Source organism: Pseudomonas sp. H1_F01, from assembly GCF_054681425.1.
The window spans coordinates 340,609-355,491 of sequence record NZ_CP162823.1; the positions used below are offsets into that span (position 1 = coordinate 340,609).

Below are 14,883 nucleotides of genomic sequence, written 5' to 3' on the forward strand. Positions count from 1 at the left end.
CTGTGGGAGCGAGCTTGCTCGCGAAGGCGGTGTGTCAGGCAACATCAATGGCACTGACAGATTGCATTCGCGAGCAAGCTCGCTCCCACAGGGTTATGCGGTGCTCCTTCGGGTCAGGCCGCGTCGCTGAAATCGTACTGCAATTCATTGTCCACGGCGCTGATCCGCACCCCGGCCAAAGCCTTGCCTTCGAGCATGCGGGTCAGGAACTCGCGGCTCATGTCCGGCAGCAGGCTGTTGGTCAGGATGGTGTCGATCATGCGCCCGCCGCTTTCGGTTTCGGTGCAACGCGAGACGATCAGGTCGATCACCGCGTCGTCGTAGTCGAAGGCGACTTTGTGGGTGCTTTCCACGCGCTTCTTGATGCGGTTGAGTTGCAGGCGGGTGATGGCCTTGAGCATCTCGTCGCTGAGCGGGTAGTACGGGATCGTCACCAGGCGGCCCAGCAAGGCTGGCGGGAAAATCTCCAGCAGCGGTTGGCGCAGGGCCTTGGCGATTTCTTCCGGCTCGGGCACGTTCTGCGGGTCTTTGCAGACCTGGGCAATCAACTCGGTGCCGGCGTTGGTGGTCAGCAGGATCAAGGTGTTCTTGAAGTCGATCACCCGGCCTTCACCGTCCTCCATCACGCCTTTGTCGAACACCTGGAAGAAGATCTCATGCACGTCCGGGTGGGCCTTCTCGACCTCGTCCAGCAACACCACGCTGTACGGTTTGCGCCGCACGGCTTCGGTCAGCACGCCGCCTTCGCCATAGCCGATGTAGCCCGGTGGCGCACCCTTGAGGGTCGATACGGTGTGGGCTTCCTGGAACTCGCTCATGTTGATAGTGATGACGTTCTGCTCGCCGCCGTACATGGCTTCGGCCAGGGCCAGGGCGGTTTCGGTCTTGCCCACGCCGGAGGTGCCGGCGAGCATGAACACACCAATCGGCTTGCTCGGGTTGTCGAGGCCGGCGCGGGAGGTCTGGATGCGCTTGGCAATCATCTGCAAGGCATGGTCCTGGCCGATGATGCGTTTCTTCAGGTGCTGGTCGAGGTTGAGCACGGTTTCCAGTTCGTTGCGGGCCATGCGGCCCACCGGGATACCGGTCCAGTCGGCGACCACCGAGGCCACGGCCTGGTAATCCACGGTCGGCAGGATCAGCGGGGTTTCGCCTTGCAGGGCGGTCAGGCGCTGTTGCAGGTCCACCAGCTTCTCGCGCAGTTGGTGGCTTTCGTTGTCAGAAGCTTCGCTGTTGTCTTCGCTGTCCACCACGCCAACGCGTTCGCGCAAGGTGGCGCGGGTGGCGAGCAGTTCGTCCACCAGGGTTTTCTCTTCGGCCCAGCGGCCTTCCAGCTCGGCCAGGCGTTCGCGCTCGGCGCTCAGCAGGGTTTCGCTCTGGGTCTGGCGGTTGCCGATGACCACGCCAATCGCGTGTTCACGGGCGATGATTTGCAACTCGGTTTCCAGCGCTTCGATGCGCCGACGGCTGTCGTCCACTTCGGCCGGTACGGCGTGCAGGCTGATGGCGACGCGGGCGCAGGCGGTGTCCAGCAGGCTCACGGATTTGTCCGGCAACTGGCGCGCGGGAATGTAGCGGTGGGACAGCTTGACCGAAGCTTCCAGGGCTTCGTCGAGGATCTGCACCTGGTGGTGTTTTTCCATGGTCGAGGCCACGCCGCGCATCATCAGCAGGGCCTTGTCTTCCGACGGCTCGGCCACTTGCACCACTTGGAAACGGCGGGTCAGGGCCGGGTCTTTTTCGATGTGCTTCTTGTACTCGGCCCAGGTCGTGGCGGCCACGGTGCGCAAGGTGCCACGGGCCAACGCCGGCTTGAGCAGGTTGGCCGCGTCGCCCGTGCCGGCGGCGCCACCGGCACCGACCAGGGTGTGGGCTTCGTCGATGAACAGGATGATCGGCTTGGGCGAGGCCTGGACGTCTTCGATGACCTGGCGCAGGCGCTGTTCGAACTCGCCTTTCATGCTGGCGCCGGCCTGCAACAGGCCCACGTCGAGGCTGCGCAGTTCCACGTCCTTGAGGGCCGGCGGCACGTCGCCGGCGACGATGCGCAGGGCGAAGCCTTCGACCACGGCGGTCTTGCCCACGCCGGCTTCACCGGTAAGGATCGGGTTGTTCTGCCGGCGGCGCATGAGGATGTCCACCAGTTGGCGGATCTCTTCGTCACGGCCGACGATCGGGTCGAGCTTGCCGCTGCGGGCCTGCTCGGTGAGGTCGACGGTAAAGCGCTTGAGGGCTTCCTGCTTGCCCATGGCGCTAGGGGCCATGGCGCCGCTGGCTTCGCCCGGCACCGCGCCGGCATTGAAGCCGTCGCTGGCGGTCAGGGCGTTTTCCGGCGAGTCGCCGACGTATTCGTCAAACCGTTCGCTCAGGGCTTCGACCTTGACCTTGTCGAACTCCGACGACAAGCCCAGCAGTGCGTGGCGCAGGCTCGGGGTCTTGAGAATGCCCAGCACCAGGTAACCGGTGCGAACCTGGCTTTCGCCGAACATCAGGCTGCCGTAGACCCAGCCGCGTTCCACGGCTTCTTCGACGTGGGACGACAGGTCGGTGATGGACGTCGAACCCCGTGGCAGGCGATCCAGGGCTTCGGTCAGGTCACGGGCCAGGCGCGCCGGTTCGATGTTGAACTGGCGGATGATGCGGTGCAGGTCCGAGTCCTGCAGTTGCAGCAACTGGTGAAACCAGTGGGCCAGTTCCACATAAGGGTTACCGCGCAACTTGCAGAACACGGTGGCGGCTTCGATGGCTTTGTAGGCCACGCTGTTGAGTTTGCCGAACAACGCGGCGCGACTGATTTCACCCATGCTCATGGCTCCTTGAGGTCTGTGAGGTGTTGGCCTGTTCGGCGTAATGCCGGGCCAGTATTAAATCGTTGGCATCTGTTTCGGGGCGGCCCAGCCAGGTATTGAAACCCAGGCGGAAACGCCCATTGAGTTGCAATGCCGGGACTTCGGGCTGTTCCAGGACCAGGTTCAGGTCCCAGTCCAGTTCATGGCCCAGGTATTCGGCGACCCAGGCCACCAGCTCGTTGAACGGTTGGCTGCCAGGCAGCATGCCCATGTAGTCAACGAGCTTGAGTGGCCCCAGGCGAATGCGGAATTTGTGCTGGCGATCCCACACGAAGCGGCCCAGGCAGAAGTCCACGCCCAATTGATGAGCGCTGACCCCGACGCGGCTGCGTTCGGGCAGTTCCAGCCATTGGCCGACGTATTCTTCGATCTCCACCGGAAGGCCGAAGTACTCGCCGAGGATTGCCTTCAAACCGTCCGGGTAGCGGGTTTGCGCTGCCAGGTGGCCGCTGTAGTGCAGCTTCGCCGTGTCGGGAATCAACCCCTGGTTGAGCAGGCTGGGCATGCCCCGACCGCTCAGTGCCGCCAGGCGCGCCGACCAATAGTCATCGTCCGGGCGATCGTGGCTGACCGTCGGCCGCGCTTCGGCCCAGGCCCGATAAAACAGGCTGAGCAGGCGATGGTGAAACACATCGAGGAAGCGCTTGCTGGTGCTGTCGGCGTTGTTGCGCTGGCGTTCGCGCACGTATTCGGTGATGTGCAGCGGCATCGGGCCGTTGGGTCCGCCGAGGCCGAAGAAAAATTGCTCCAGGCGTGCCGGCGCACCGTCGCTGCCCGGTTGCACCGAGGCAAGGGTGGCCGGGGCGAAGGTGCATTCGGCCCGTTGCCCGAGGCGCAGCGGGTCGTCGGCCAGGCGCAGGGAATGGCCCAGGCGCGGCAGCTCGGGGGATTCGCACTCGATGCGCCGCAACGCCTGGAAGAAATCGTATTCCCAGGGTTCCTGGTGCATCGCTTCCAGGGTACTCACAGGGTCGGACGACGTCCGGGCTTGGCTTTCCATCGCATGATCTCGCCGCGTTCGGTGGTACGGATCACCGTCTCGGTAAAACTGTTGATCGACACGTAGCGTGCCAGGAAGCGCTCGAACACCGCGCCGAGCAGGAACACCCCGGTGCCGCGAAACGCGTTTTCATCGAATTCCAGGGTGATCTCCAGGCCGCGACCAAACACGATCGGGCCAGGCATCGGCAAGCGCCGGGTGCAGGCTTTGCTGCTGACTTCGCGCAGGCCTTCGATCTGCAACTGCAGCGCCGCGTCGTTGCTGTCGCCGTACAGGCGCAGCAGTTCACGCAGGGCGGCTGCGCCTTGGCCTTGTTCGCTCAACGACAAGTAGTTCAGCGACAACTGGCTGATCAGCCGCCAGGCCTTGGCGTCGTGGGCATGGCTGGCCCGTGGGCGACTGGGTCCGGCCACGCAGCGCACGGCGCCAACCGGCGCACTGTCGGCGAGGGTGAAGTCGGTCTTGCCGTTGCCCACGCTCATGAACAGCGGCAGGTCGCGGTTGGTGCACAGTGCGGTCACGCCCAGTTGGCGCAGGTCGTGGCGATAGGGCGCTTGCTGGCTGTCCACCAGGCTGACGAAGGTCTCGCTGCCGATGTAGGTCGAGCGCGGGCCGTTGCGTCGCTGGTCGCTGGACAGCACGCGCGGTTCGCGCCGCACGGTGTAATAGGCCTGGTCGCGGCCATAACGGGACGGATCGCGTACGGCGTAGAACGGCAGGAACGGTTGCTCCGGCCCGGTGCCGTGGCCGGTGAGGCCGTTCAGCGAATGCACTTCGAAATCCATCGGCCGGGTACGGTCGGCGATCACGTGGTGTTCGTTGACCCGATCCGACAAGTGAATGCGGTCCAGGCGCTTGGGAAACAGGTTGATGGCCGGGGTGCAGAACGGCAGGAACTGCGAAGCGCCGACGCTGCCTTCCAGGCTCGGATCGTGACGGTCGAACAGCACGATCAGCTCCAGCTCCTGGCCGTCGCAACGCTTGACCGCGCGGCTCAGCTGGGTGAAGTCGACGAACAGGAAACGGTGGGGCAGGGCGAAATATTCCTGCAACAGGCGATAGCCCTGGAAGGCCCGCGGCACCACCGGCAGCGCGGCGTCGGCATCGTCGAAGCCGCGCGAGCGCAACGCATCCTGCGGCAGCCGCTCCACCCAGTCGCCGCCGGGCTTGCGGGCGAACACCGCGCAGGCATTGCCCAGCAGTTGTTCGTAGAGGCGGAAGGGCTGTTCGTCGGCACCGCTCAAGTACAGCGGCAGGTTGTCCAGGGCCAGGCTGTTGAACGGCAGTTCGGCGCCGGTGCGCAGGGTCAGGCGCAGGCCGGCCTTGGCTTTCGGTTCGCTGGCGGCCAGGCGCCCGAGCACGGCGGACGGGTTGCCGAAGTACTCGGCCTGGCTGACCTGCAACGGCCACAACGTCACCGCGTGGGCGGTGCGGTACTCGCAGCAGGTCTGGGTTTCACGCCCCAGGGCGGCACGCAGGACCGTATCGCGCGGCAGCGGGAAACCACTGCTCAGCGAGCCTTCGTCCGGGTCGGCCTGCAATTGCACCACCGTCATCGACGGCGTCGGCGCCAGGTAATGCGGGTAGGCGATTTCCAGCAGGTTGTGGGTGAAGGTCGGGTACTCGGCGTCGAGCTTGAGCTGCACCCGTGCCGTCAGGTAGGCGAAGCCTTCCAGCAGGCGCTCGACATACGGGTCGGCGCAGTCCATGCCGGACAACGTCAGCCGACTGGCGATCTTCGGGTATTCCTTGGCGAACTCCGCCGCGCTTTCGCGCACGTGGTGCAGTTCCTGGTTGTACAGTTCCAGCAGGCGTGGATTCATGAGCGTCTCCGCTGGTCGGCGTTGACCACGCGCACATGGCCGGTTTCCAGGTCCAGGTCGGTTTGCAGCATCAGGCGCAGCGGCACCGGCTGCGCCCAGAGATCGCCTTCGATCTCGAAACTCAACGCATTGTGGTTCATCTCGGCCGTCGCTCGGGCGCGCACTCGCAGGGTGTGGCGCAGGATTCGCGGTTCGAAGGTGGCAATGGCCTGGTGGATCAAGGTTTCCAGGGCCGAGACATCGACGTTCGACGCGCTGTTGCCGGCCAGTGCCGGCAGCCCGAAATTCACCACCGACGTGCCCGCCGGGGTATGCAACGTGGCATCGGCGCTGAGCAATGAGGTGGTGTTGAGCAGCCACGCCAGGTCACGCAGCACCGAGGCTTTTAATTGGGTCAGGGAGAGCACGCGCTTGTCGGCGCTTTCCTTCGGGTTGGTCGGATCGTCGTCGGTCAACCGGTCCAGCAGGGACGGTTGAAGGCGATCGCGGGTGGCGATTTCGGTTACCAAGTGAAAAGGCCCGTGTAATTCTTCTGGTCACCTGTGCCGCGCATGCAACTGGCGTTGCGCGCGATAACCGAGGGCTCGAGCTGCCCATTGATCTGGCGCACGGCGCGGTATTCGGAGCGACATTCCTGATTGTTATGGGGGCCAGCAGATACATGGACAACGATGACAATGGGCACCTTACCGAAGGTCTCGACGTGAGGTTTGCCCTGTCGATCGACCGTGAACTGGCAGGGCCAAGCCAAGTCGAGTGGCATCAGGGTCTGGTCGGGCTTGCGCAGCGCGCAGCGCGCCTGGTCGTTTTCCAGCCTCAAAGTTTGTCCGCCCATCGAGACGACCTGCTCCACCGCTACGGAGGCCGTTGTCGACGGGGATTGCTGTTGCGCACAGGCGGTCAGGCTGGTCAACAGGCAGACCACCCATATCGCGCAGTGAGTCTTGATCATACGAGCTCCCAGAACCAGATCGCTCGGGATCGATAGGCCGGATCGTCATACCCGAGGGTTAGGCCACGGTTCCAGAGGTCGATATGATCGCCGGTGCGACCTTCCGAGGCCTCTCCCACTTGCTGGAAACAATCCTTGAAGAAAATCAGGCCAGTCTTGTCTTGCAGCTTGCGTCGGTCCGCGGCAGTTCCGCCGAGGATCAACGGGCGACCCAGATGATGTTTCCACAGCCAATTTGCCAATGACTCGGCCCCTCGTGCATGCCCATGGACGCACTTGGGTTCGGTATAGGTGGACTTGTTGACTTTGACGGTCAGCTCGGTGTTGAGCGTGATGCTCATGCGAATCGCGCATTGGTTTGCCCAAGGACCGTCGCAAGGTTTCGCGTCGGGATAGGTCACCAGCAAATCGGAATAGGCTTTCCACAAATTGATAAACGAAGGCTTGGCCATGACTCAGATACCACGTGGGAAAGAATTGGATTCGAGCAAGCACCAAACACCCCCGGCGCGTGGCACCGGGGGCGTGTTCGATTACACCTTGACGTTCTGACGGATGTTCCAGCCGAACTTGACCGGACCGCCTTCCTTGGTGCCGTCGGCTTTCTGTGGCTGGTAGTCCACCAGCACCTTGGCGAAGTTCAGGGTGACGTTTTCAGTCAGGCGATCATCGCCGCCCGAGCCGCCGGTGCTCAGGGAAGTGACCAGCACTTCTTCCAGGTTGATGATCATGTACTCGACCTGGCTTTCACCGCCGGCCTTGCGCACGGTCAGCTTGACCTTGTCGATGTGCTTGCCGCTGGCGCAGTGCATCATCAGGTTCGGCGACGCCTTGTCGACGTACTTGGTCAGGGACAGGTCCTGGACGTTGACCTTGCCCGCACCACCGCCGCTGCCCACGTGCATGTTGCCGGACTGGGACATGCCCCAGCTCCAGTTCAGGACATCGATCTCGTCCTTGTGGGCCTTGTCCATGGACTCGCCCTTGATGTCGCCAATCTTGATGAAAATATCAACAGCCATGTTTTCTCCCTGTGTGGTCTCTACCACATTGTTTGGTTGACGCTGACCTTGCGAAATTACACGTGCCGAACGGTTCCGATGATCTCCAAGCCACTGAAGATCGCCTGTGGGAGCGAGCTTGCTCGCGATAGCGCAGTGTCAGACATACGCATGACAACTGATCCACCGCCATCGCGAGCAAGCTCGCTCCCACATTGGCCTTGCACCGTTCAGTAAATCTTTATGCGCCCTTGGCCGAAGGCAGTTTCGATACCAGGCGCAACGACACGGTCAGCCCTTCGAGCTGGTAGTGCGGGCGCAGGTAGAACTTGGAGTTGTAGTACCCCGGGTTGCCTTCGACTTCTTCGACGATCACTTCGGCTGCAGCCAGCGGGTGCTGGGCCTTGGTGGTCTCGGTGGAGTGCGCCGGGTCACCGTCGACGTAGTTGAGGATCCAGTCCTGCAACCAGCGCTGCATCTCGTCCTTCTCTTTGAAGGAACCGATCTTGTCGCGCACGATGCACTTGAGGTAATGGGCGAAACGGCAAGTGGCGAACAGGTACGGCAGGCGCGCGGCCAGGTTGGCGTTGGCGGTGGCGTCCGGGTCGTCGTATTCGGCCGGTTTCTGCAGCGACTGGGCGCCGATGAACGCGGCGAAGTCGGTGTTTTTCTTGTGCAGCAGCGGCATGAAACCGTTCTTCGCCAGCTCCGCTTCACGGCGGTCCGAGATGGCGATTTCGGTTGGGCACTTCATGTCCACGCCACCGTCGTCGGTCGGGAAGGTGTGGGCTGGCAGGTTTTCCACTTCACCGCCGGACTCCACGCCACGGATGCGCGAGCACCAGCCGAAGTGTTTGAACGAACGGTTGATGTTCACCGCCATCGCGTAGGCGGCGTTGGCCCAGGTGTACTTGGAGCTGTCGGCACCGTCGGTGTTTTCTTCGAAGGCGAAGGCTTCCACCGGGTCGGTCTTGGCGCCGTACGGCAGGCGCGCCAGGAAGCGTGGCATGGTCAGGCCGATGTAGCGCGAGTCTTCCGATTCACGCAGCGAGCGCCAGCCGGCGTATTCCGGGGTGGTGAAGATCTTGGTCAGGTCGCGCGGGTTCGACAGTTCCTGCCACGAGCCCATGCCCATCACGGTCGGCGATGCCGCAGCGATGAACGGGGAGTGCATGGCCGCGCAGACTTTCGACAGTTCGCCCAGCAGCTCGACATCCGGTGGCGACTGGTCGAAGTAGTAGTCGCCTACCAGGCAGCCGTAAGGCTCGCCGCCGAACTGGCCGTATTCTTCTTCGTACATCTTCTTGAAGATCGGGCTCTGGTCCCACGCGGTGCCCTTGAATTTCTTCAGGGTCTTGTGCAGGTCGGTCTTGGAGATGTTGAGCACGCGGATCTTGAGCTGCTCATCGGACTCGGTGTTGTTGACCAGGTAGTGCAGGCCACGCCAGGCGCTTTCCAGTTGCTGGAAGTCGGGGTGGTGGATGACCTGGTTGACCTGGGCGGTGAGCTTGGCGTCGATGGCGGCGATGATCGATTCGATCGACTTGATGGCGTCGTTGGACACCAGGTCGGTCTGCGCCAGGGCCTGTTCGGCCAGGGTGCGTACGGCCGTTTCGACGGCTTCGCGGGCGCGCTCGGTCTTGGGTTTGAATTCTTGCAGCAGCAGGGACGCGAACTCGCTGGTTTCTTCGGTTGCGCCCAGGTTTTGCACGCCTTCGCGAGCTGTATTGTCAGTCATGATCATTGGTCCTGTGCTGGCTTCGGCGCGCTCGCCAGGGCCTGCAACAGCGCTGGGTCCTTGATCGCCTTCATGATGATTTCTTCGGCGCCGGTCTTGCCGTCCATGTAGGTCAGCAGGTTGGCCAACTGGGTGCGCGCTTCGAGCAGCTTGTTCAGCGAGTCGACCTTGCGGGCCACGGCCGCCGGGCTGAAGTCGTCCATGCTTTCGAACGTCAGGTCCAGGCTCAGGTTGCCTTCGCCGGTCAGTTCGTTAGGCACATGGAACGCCACGCGCGGCTGCATGGCCTTGAGGCGCGAGTCGAAGTTATCGACGTCGATCTCGAGGAACTTGCGATCAGCCACCGCTGCCAGAGGCTCGGCGGGCTTGCCGGCGAGGTCGGCCATCACGCCCATGACGAAGGGCAACTGGACCTTCTTCTCGGCGCCGTAGAGCTCGACGTCGTACTCGATCTGCACTCGAGGCGCGCGGTTGCGCGCGATGAATTTCTGAGAACTTTGCTTCGCCACGTTGCTGCTCCTGGTCGCTTGAGCGACGGTGTTGGCGTCATCGGGGGTACCGGTGACGTGACTGCGTGATCCGTTCGCTTTTTATTCGCTGTCTGGGCCGCGCAGGTTTTCAAATTGACTCATGCCGTCGGGAATCAGGTTGCGCACAATGGCCGCGAAGTCGGCGTGCACCAGATTCTTGGCCCGGTTCAACAGCACCGGCAGCGGGCTGGAGGGCTCATGACGGGTGTAGTAAGCGAGAATCCGGTCCAGGCTGCGCAGCACGTCGTCGCGGTTGTTGATTTCGCCGCTGACGGTGCTCGTGCTGGTGTTGCGCGGCGTGCTTGGCGCGCTGGCATATTCCGTTGGCGCGGCGCTGTCGTCGCTGACGGGATCGGACAGGGCGCTGTCGCCGCTCTGCGGGGCGAACTGGCCGAGAATCTGCAGGGCCATCTTCAGCGGTTGCTTCAGCGGGCCAAGGTCCACGCCTTGGGCGGAACCGACCTGGTCGCTGACTTGCTGCTCGATGGCTTCGGCGGCGCTGCGGGCTTCCAGCAGGGCGGCACGGGTGATTTCCAACTGCTCGGGGTCGCTGTCGAGCAGGGCCCCGGCGAGCTGTTCGGCGCCGAGGTTTTCATCCGGGAAACTTTGCAGGCCGCTGGCGTTGGCGGCGGCGCGCAGGCTGACGGCACCGAAGGTCCGCGAGCGGGCCAGGATGCTCTCGCGCAGCAAGCGAATGGTGATGTCGGACGTCAGGCCGGCGAGGGCATTGATGCGCACGGTGGGGTCGTTGTCGTCCTCGGCGTCCAGGCGCGGATGCAACTCGGCCCAGTACTGCTTGAGCAGTTCGCTGATCAGCGTCAGCACACGGGCCATGCCCGGCAGGCCTTCGAGGGCCAGGGAGCTTTGCAACAGGAAATGGGTGATGCGCAGGTCTTTGCTGCGTTGCAGCAAGTCCAGGCTCTGCTGCTGGATGCTGCGCCACTCAGGAGGTTCGGCAGGCAGGATCGAATCGCCCATGCTGCGTTCGGGCTGGCCCCGGGAGTCGCGTTCCAGGCGCAAGAAATCCGCGTCATATTCCAAATCTTCACCACACGGCGAAGTCGCGGAAACGGCGGCGAGCAACAAAGGCACATCCACTTGGATCGATCTCCCTATCACCCGCTGAAGAAAGTCGGGCAGTTCACACGCAAGTTTCGGATGAAACTCACATGTTCCTTGACGGTAATGGCCCTTTAGACTTGCACTGATCTTAAAGTGCCATCATGTATATTCAAGAAGTTGTGCATTTTTGGTGTAGTACTTATCGCTTGTCAAGGTAAGCTATTTCACCAATGTATCCCCTCTGTAACAGTTGTGATGGGCTTAACAGCCTGCCCGACCCATCGGTCGAAGCGGCAACTGACGTGGGGTTTTTGTCACGCAAGCCGGTTATGATCAGCAATCATGCTGGCAAAAAGCCGTTTCACGGCTGTTGGCAAAGGTTGCCGGCGGGTAGTCAGGGCCTGAACCCTCACTCCCGCCCGCGCGCGAAGTATTCAGCAAGGAGGCAAGATGCCGCTGTGTTTGACTATCACTAGTTATCACAAGATCACCCCAGGCCAGTGTTCTGAAAAGTCCATGGATCAGGGGGTGATGGCAATTGGCCGTAATTCCGATAATGACTGGGTATTGCCGGACCCTGAGCGCCTGGTTTCCGGCAAACATTGCGTTATCCAATACAAAGACGGGCGTTATTATTTAACTGATAACAGTACTAATGGTGTGGAATTGGTCAAGGCCGGTGTTCGCCTGCGCAAGGGCAACAGCGAACCCCTGCAAGACGGCGAAGTGATCCGCATCGGTGATTATGAGATCCAGGCGCGCGTCGATTTCAGCCTGCCGGTCACCGACAGCAACCCGTTTGCCGAATCGCCCAGCAGTTTCGAGGCCTTGATGGGGCGCCAGGGCGCAGCGGTGCATACGCCGTCGCCGCTTCATACGCCATCGCCGATCCAAGCGGCTCCGCCTGCGCATTTCCAGGGCGGGTCGGCCATGGATACCCTGCCGGACCTGTTCGATTTCTTGACCCCAGCCAGTGTCCCGCCGGCCACCCAGCCTGACCATGTGCCGGCCGAGCAGCACAACTTCCGCCCGCCGACGCCAATTCCCCGGCCGAGCCCACCGCCCGTGGTGGAGCCGGTGATACCGCCGTCTGCCTCGGTGATTCCGGATGACTGGGATCCCTTCAGCGATAAGCCGGTTCCGGTGGCGGTATCCCCGCAGCCCGTGGCCCCGCAGCCGGTGCCGCTACCACCTGTGGTTGAGCCGGTCGCGTCGCCTGTCCCGCAGGCCCCGCTCGTCGACATTTTTGCTGAAATCAGCGCACCGCCGCCGGCACCCGTGCCCGAAGCGTCGGTCACCCGCGTCGAGCCCCCGGTCGCACCTCCAGTTGCTCCAGTTGCTCCAGTTGCTCCAGTTGCTTCGGTCGCTCCAGTTGCTCCGGTCGCTCCAGTTACCCCGATCGAGGCCAACCAACCCGATTTGCTGCAAGCCTTCCTGCGCGGTGCCGGGCTCGATCAGTTGCGCCTGGACAAGGCCAACGCCGAAGCACAGATGGAAAGCATCGGGCGCAGTTACCGGTTGATGGTCGAAGGCCTGATCGATGTCTTGCGCGCCCGCAGCAGCCTCAAGGGTGAGTTCCGCATCCAGCAGACGATGATCCAGCCGGTGGAAAACAACCCGCTGAAATTCGCCCCCAATGTGGATGAAGCCTTGCTGTTGCTGTTGCGCCACGGCAACCAGGCGTTCATGGCCCCGGACGCGGCGGTGCGTGACAGTTTCGATGACTTGCGGGCCCACCAACTGGCGGTGATGGCCGGCGTGGAAGCGGCCATCAAGCATTTGCTGGGGCGTTTCGAGCCGGCGCAACTGGAAGAGCGCATGGCCAAGCCCGGTGGGCTCTCGGGTATTTTCAGCGGCTCGCGACAGGCCCAGTACTGGCAGCAGTTTACCGAGCTCTACAGCAACATTTCCCGGGAAGCCCAGGAGGATTTCCAGGACCTGTTCGGTCGCGAGTTCAGCCGCGCCTACGAAGAACACAGTACGCGACAGCGACGCCGCTAAGCGGCGTCGTCCCATAACAAGATTGATCGGCACACAACGGATAGCTCAAACGTCATTGAGGACGCAGGATGATTCCCAGGTTTTTACTCGCAGTCGCCACCGTGCTTCTGCTGACGGCGTGCGCCAAGGATGCGGCCAACCCCCAGCCCGAAGAAGCTGAGGCCGACACCGCCGCCATCGAGCTGCACTTTCACGCCATTGCCGGCCTCAACCCCGGCGCCACCGGCCAGCCGGCCCCGGTCCGGGTGCGCATTTTCGAACTGAAAAATGCCGCGACCTTCGGCCGTGCCGATTATTTCGCCCTCGCCGAACGGGCCCAGGCAACGCTGGGCGCCGACCTGATCGACCAGGACGAGGTGCTGATCCAGCCCGGCCAGCAACTGAGCCTGCAACGCGACCTCGACCCGGCCACGCGGCATATCGGAATACTGGTGGGCTATCGCGAGCTGGACCAGTCGCTGTGGCGCACGGTGATGAACGTCCCGGCGCGCGAATACACCGAATACCAGATCAGCCTCGATGTGCGCGCCGTGCGCAGCGCCGTCGTCGTCCCCCCATCCAGCCCTGCCCAATAAGCAATCGGAGCCCCCATGTCCTGGAACAATCGCGTGGTCTGGTCGGAAGGCATGTTCATTGGAACGCAGCACTTCCAACAGCATGACCGTTACCTGGAAAACCTCATCGACGCACGCAGCCGCCCGTTGTCGGCCGGCGCCTGGGGTTTTTCCGAATTGCTGATCGACCAGGGCCTGCTGGCCCAGGGCAAGCTGGCGATCATCTCGGCGCGCGGCCTGTTGCCGGACGGTACGCCCTTCAACATTCCCCAGGATGACCTGGCACCAACCCCGCTGAACGTCGACGACAACCTGCGCGATGGCCTGGTGTACCTGGCCTTGCCGCTCAAGCGCGCCGGCGCCCGGGACACCGTGGACGAAGGCGAAGACCTCGGCGCTGCGCGTTATGTGAGCCAGGTGTGCGAAGTGCGTGACGACAACGCACCGTTCGAAAACCGCGCACCGGTGGCCCTCGGCTCACGGGCGCTGCGGCTGTTGACCGAACAGGATGGCATCGGCGACTACGCCGCCATCGGCGTGGTTCGCATCAAGGAAAAGCGCGCCGACCGTGCATTGGTACTCGACGACGCCTACATCCCGCCGCTGTTGGATGTGATCGCCTCCAAGCCACTGGCGGCGTTTCGCAGCGAACTGCTGGGCCTGCTGCATCAACGCGGCGAAGCCCTGGCCGGGCGGGTAGTGGCGTCCGGCGCCGGTGGCGCCTCGGAAATTGCCGATTTCATGCTGTTGCAACTGGTCAACCGCGCCCAGCCGCTGATCCAGCACCTGAGCCAGTTGAGCCCGCTGCATCCCGAGCGTTTCTACAGCGAGCTGGTGAGCCTGGCCGGGGAGTTCTCCACGTTCACCGCGTCCGGGCGCCGACCGCAGCAATACCCGCCTTACCAGCACGATGACCTGGCGCTCAGCTACGCGCCCGTGATGCAGGCCCTGCGCGAAGCCCTGTCGATGCTGATCGACAGCAAGGCGACGCCAATTCCGATTGTCGAGAAAGCCTACGGCATCCACGTGGCGATGCTGGCCGACAAGACCCTGCTCGACAGTGCCAGTTTCATCCTGGTGGTGCGCGCCGACGTGCCGGCCGAGACCCTGCGTGGCCGCTTCGGCCAGCAGAGCAAGGTCGGTTCGGTGGAGCACATCCGCGACCTGGTCAACCTGCAACTGCCGGGCATCGGCCTGCTGCCGTTGCCGGTGGCGCCACGGCAGTTGCCGTACCACGCCGGCTCCACTTACTACGAGCTCGACCGGGGCAGCGATCACTGGCAGCAACTGAGCAACTCCGGCGGCTTTGCGTTCCACATCGCCGGCCAGTTCCCAGGGCTGAACCTGGCCTTCTGGGCGATCCGAGGATAAAC

General features: G+C 63.1%; 13 protein-coding genes. 3 read left to right on the top strand and 10 right to left on the bottom strand.

The window, feature by feature from the left end; translation table 11 throughout:
- Positions 1 to 113 precede the first annotated feature (113 nt).
- The 10 genes from tssH to tssA form a co-directional block, all read right to left on the bottom strand.
- Complete coding sequence (tssH, locus tag AB4O09_RS01520; RefSeq protein WP_003206940.1) at positions 114 to 2,804, bottom strand: type VI secretion system ATPase TssH; 2,691 nt, start codon at positions 2,802 to 2,804, stop codon at positions 114 to 116.
- The gene (tssG, locus tag AB4O09_RS01525; protein WP_003206938.1) at positions 2,797 to 3,849 is read right to left on the bottom strand and encodes a type VI secretion system baseplate subunit TssG; all 1,053 of its coding nucleotides are present in this window, start codon (positions 3,847 to 3,849) and stop codon (positions 2,797 to 2,799) included. The genes tssH and tssG overlap by 8 nt, the downstream gene beginning before the upstream one ends.
- Positions 3,813 to 5,672 (bottom strand): type VI secretion system baseplate subunit TssF, encoded by a 1,860-nt coding sequence (gene tssF, locus AB4O09_RS01530; RefSeq protein ID WP_003206936.1) that lies wholly within the window; start codon positions 5,670 to 5,672, stop codon positions 3,813 to 3,815. Before tssF ends, tssG begins: the two co-directional genes overlap by 37 nt.
- Positions 5,669 to 6,181, bottom strand: a complete 513-nt coding sequence (tssE, locus tag AB4O09_RS01535; RefSeq protein WP_003206934.1) for a type VI secretion system baseplate subunit TssE — start codon at positions 6,179 to 6,181, stop codon at positions 5,669 to 5,671. The genes tssF and tssE overlap by 4 nt, the downstream gene beginning before the upstream one ends.
- On the bottom strand, positions 6,175 to 6,624 hold the full coding sequence (locus AB4O09_RS01540; protein WP_003206930.1) for a hypothetical protein: 450 nt from the start codon (positions 6,622 to 6,624) through the stop codon (positions 6,175 to 6,177). Before AB4O09_RS01540 ends, tssE begins: the two co-directional genes overlap by 7 nt.
- A complete protein-coding gene (locus AB4O09_RS01545; RefSeq protein ID WP_013694574.1) occupies positions 6,621 to 7,076 on the bottom strand; it encodes a type VI secretion system amidase effector protein Tae4 in 456 nt (151 codons plus the stop codon). The genes AB4O09_RS01540 and AB4O09_RS01545 overlap by 4 nt, the downstream gene beginning before the upstream one ends.
- 81 nt (positions 7,077 to 7,157) lie before the next feature.
- Positions 7,158 to 7,646, bottom strand: coding sequence for an Hcp family type VI secretion system effector (locus tag AB4O09_RS01550; protein WP_003206927.1), 489 nt, complete (start codon positions 7,644 to 7,646; stop codon positions 7,158 to 7,160).
- Positions 7,647 to 7,866: 220 nt separating this feature from the next.
- Positions 7,867 to 9,363 (bottom strand): type VI secretion system contractile sheath large subunit, encoded by a 1,497-nt coding sequence (gene tssC, locus AB4O09_RS01555; RefSeq protein ID WP_003206925.1) that lies wholly within the window; start codon positions 9,361 to 9,363, stop codon positions 7,867 to 7,869.
- Positions 9,364 to 9,365: 2 nt separating this feature from the next.
- Positions 9,366 to 9,872: a type VI secretion system contractile sheath small subunit gene (gene tssB / locus AB4O09_RS01560; RefSeq protein ID WP_003206923.1), complete on the bottom strand. Its 507-nt coding sequence runs from the start codon at positions 9,870 to 9,872 to the stop codon at positions 9,366 to 9,368.
- Positions 9,873 to 9,953: 81 nt separating this feature from the next.
- Positions 9,954 to 10,991: a type VI secretion system protein TssA gene (gene tssA, locus AB4O09_RS01565; protein WP_003206922.1), complete on the bottom strand. Its 1,038-nt coding sequence runs from the start codon at positions 10,989 to 10,991 to the stop codon at positions 9,954 to 9,956.
- 414 nt (positions 10,992 to 11,405) lie between these two features.
- On the opposite strand from tssA, the gene tagH reads away from it, so the two are divergent.
- The 3 genes from tagH to tssK all read left to right on the top strand — a co-directional run bounded on the left by tagH (position 11,406) and on the right by tssK (position 14,881).
- Entirely contained in the window at positions 11,406 to 12,956 is a 1,551-nt protein-coding gene (gene tagH / locus AB4O09_RS01570; protein WP_053163632.1) for a type VI secretion system-associated FHA domain protein TagH, read from the top strand.
- Positions 12,957 to 13,024: 68 nt separating this feature from the next.
- Positions 13,025 to 13,531, top strand: a complete 507-nt coding sequence (gene tssJ / locus AB4O09_RS01575) for a type VI secretion system lipoprotein TssJ (RefSeq protein ID WP_003206918.1) — start codon at positions 13,025 to 13,027, stop codon at positions 13,529 to 13,531.
- A 15-nt stretch (positions 13,532 to 13,546) separates the two neighbouring features.
- A complete protein-coding gene (gene tssK, locus AB4O09_RS01580) occupies positions 13,547 to 14,881 on the top strand; it encodes a type VI secretion system baseplate subunit TssK (RefSeq protein WP_003206916.1) in 1,335 nt (444 codons plus the stop codon).
- Positions 14,882 to 14,883: the final 2 nt, after the last annotated feature.

Coding starts and splice junctions, on each gene's coding strand:
- tssH (WP_003206940.1), bottom strand. CDS start 2,804: ATGGGTGAAATCAGTCGCGCCGCGTTGTTCGGCAAACTCAACAGCGTG.
- tssG (WP_003206938.1), bottom strand. CDS start 3,849: ATGGAAAGCCAAGCCCGGACGTCGTCCGACCCTGTGAGTACCCTGGAA.
- tssF (WP_003206936.1), bottom strand. CDS start 5,672: ATGAATCCACGCCTGCTGGAACTGTACAACCAGGAACTGCACCACGTG.
- AB4O09_RS01540 (WP_003206930.1), bottom strand. CDS start 6,624: ATGATCAAGACTCACTGCGCGATATGGGTGGTCTGCCTGTTGACCAGC.
- AB4O09_RS01545 (WP_013694574.1), bottom strand. CDS start 7,076: ATGGCCAAGCCTTCGTTTATCAATTTGTGGAAAGCCTATTCCGATTTG.
- AB4O09_RS01550 (WP_003206927.1), bottom strand. CDS start 7,646: ATGGCTGTTGATATTTTCATCAAGATTGGCGACATCAAGGGCGAGTCC.
- tssC (WP_003206925.1), bottom strand. CDS start 9,363: ATGACTGACAATACAGCTCGCGAAGGCGTGCAAAACCTGGGCGCAACC.
- tagH (WP_053163632.1), top strand. CDS start 11,406: ATGCCGCTGTGTTTGACTATCACTAGTTATCACAAGATCACCCCAGGC.
- tssJ (WP_003206918.1), top strand. CDS start 13,025: ATGATTCCCAGGTTTTTACTCGCAGTCGCCACCGTGCTTCTGCTGACG.
- tssK (WP_003206916.1), top strand. CDS start 13,547: ATGTCCTGGAACAATCGCGTGGTCTGGTCGGAAGGCATGTTCATTGGA.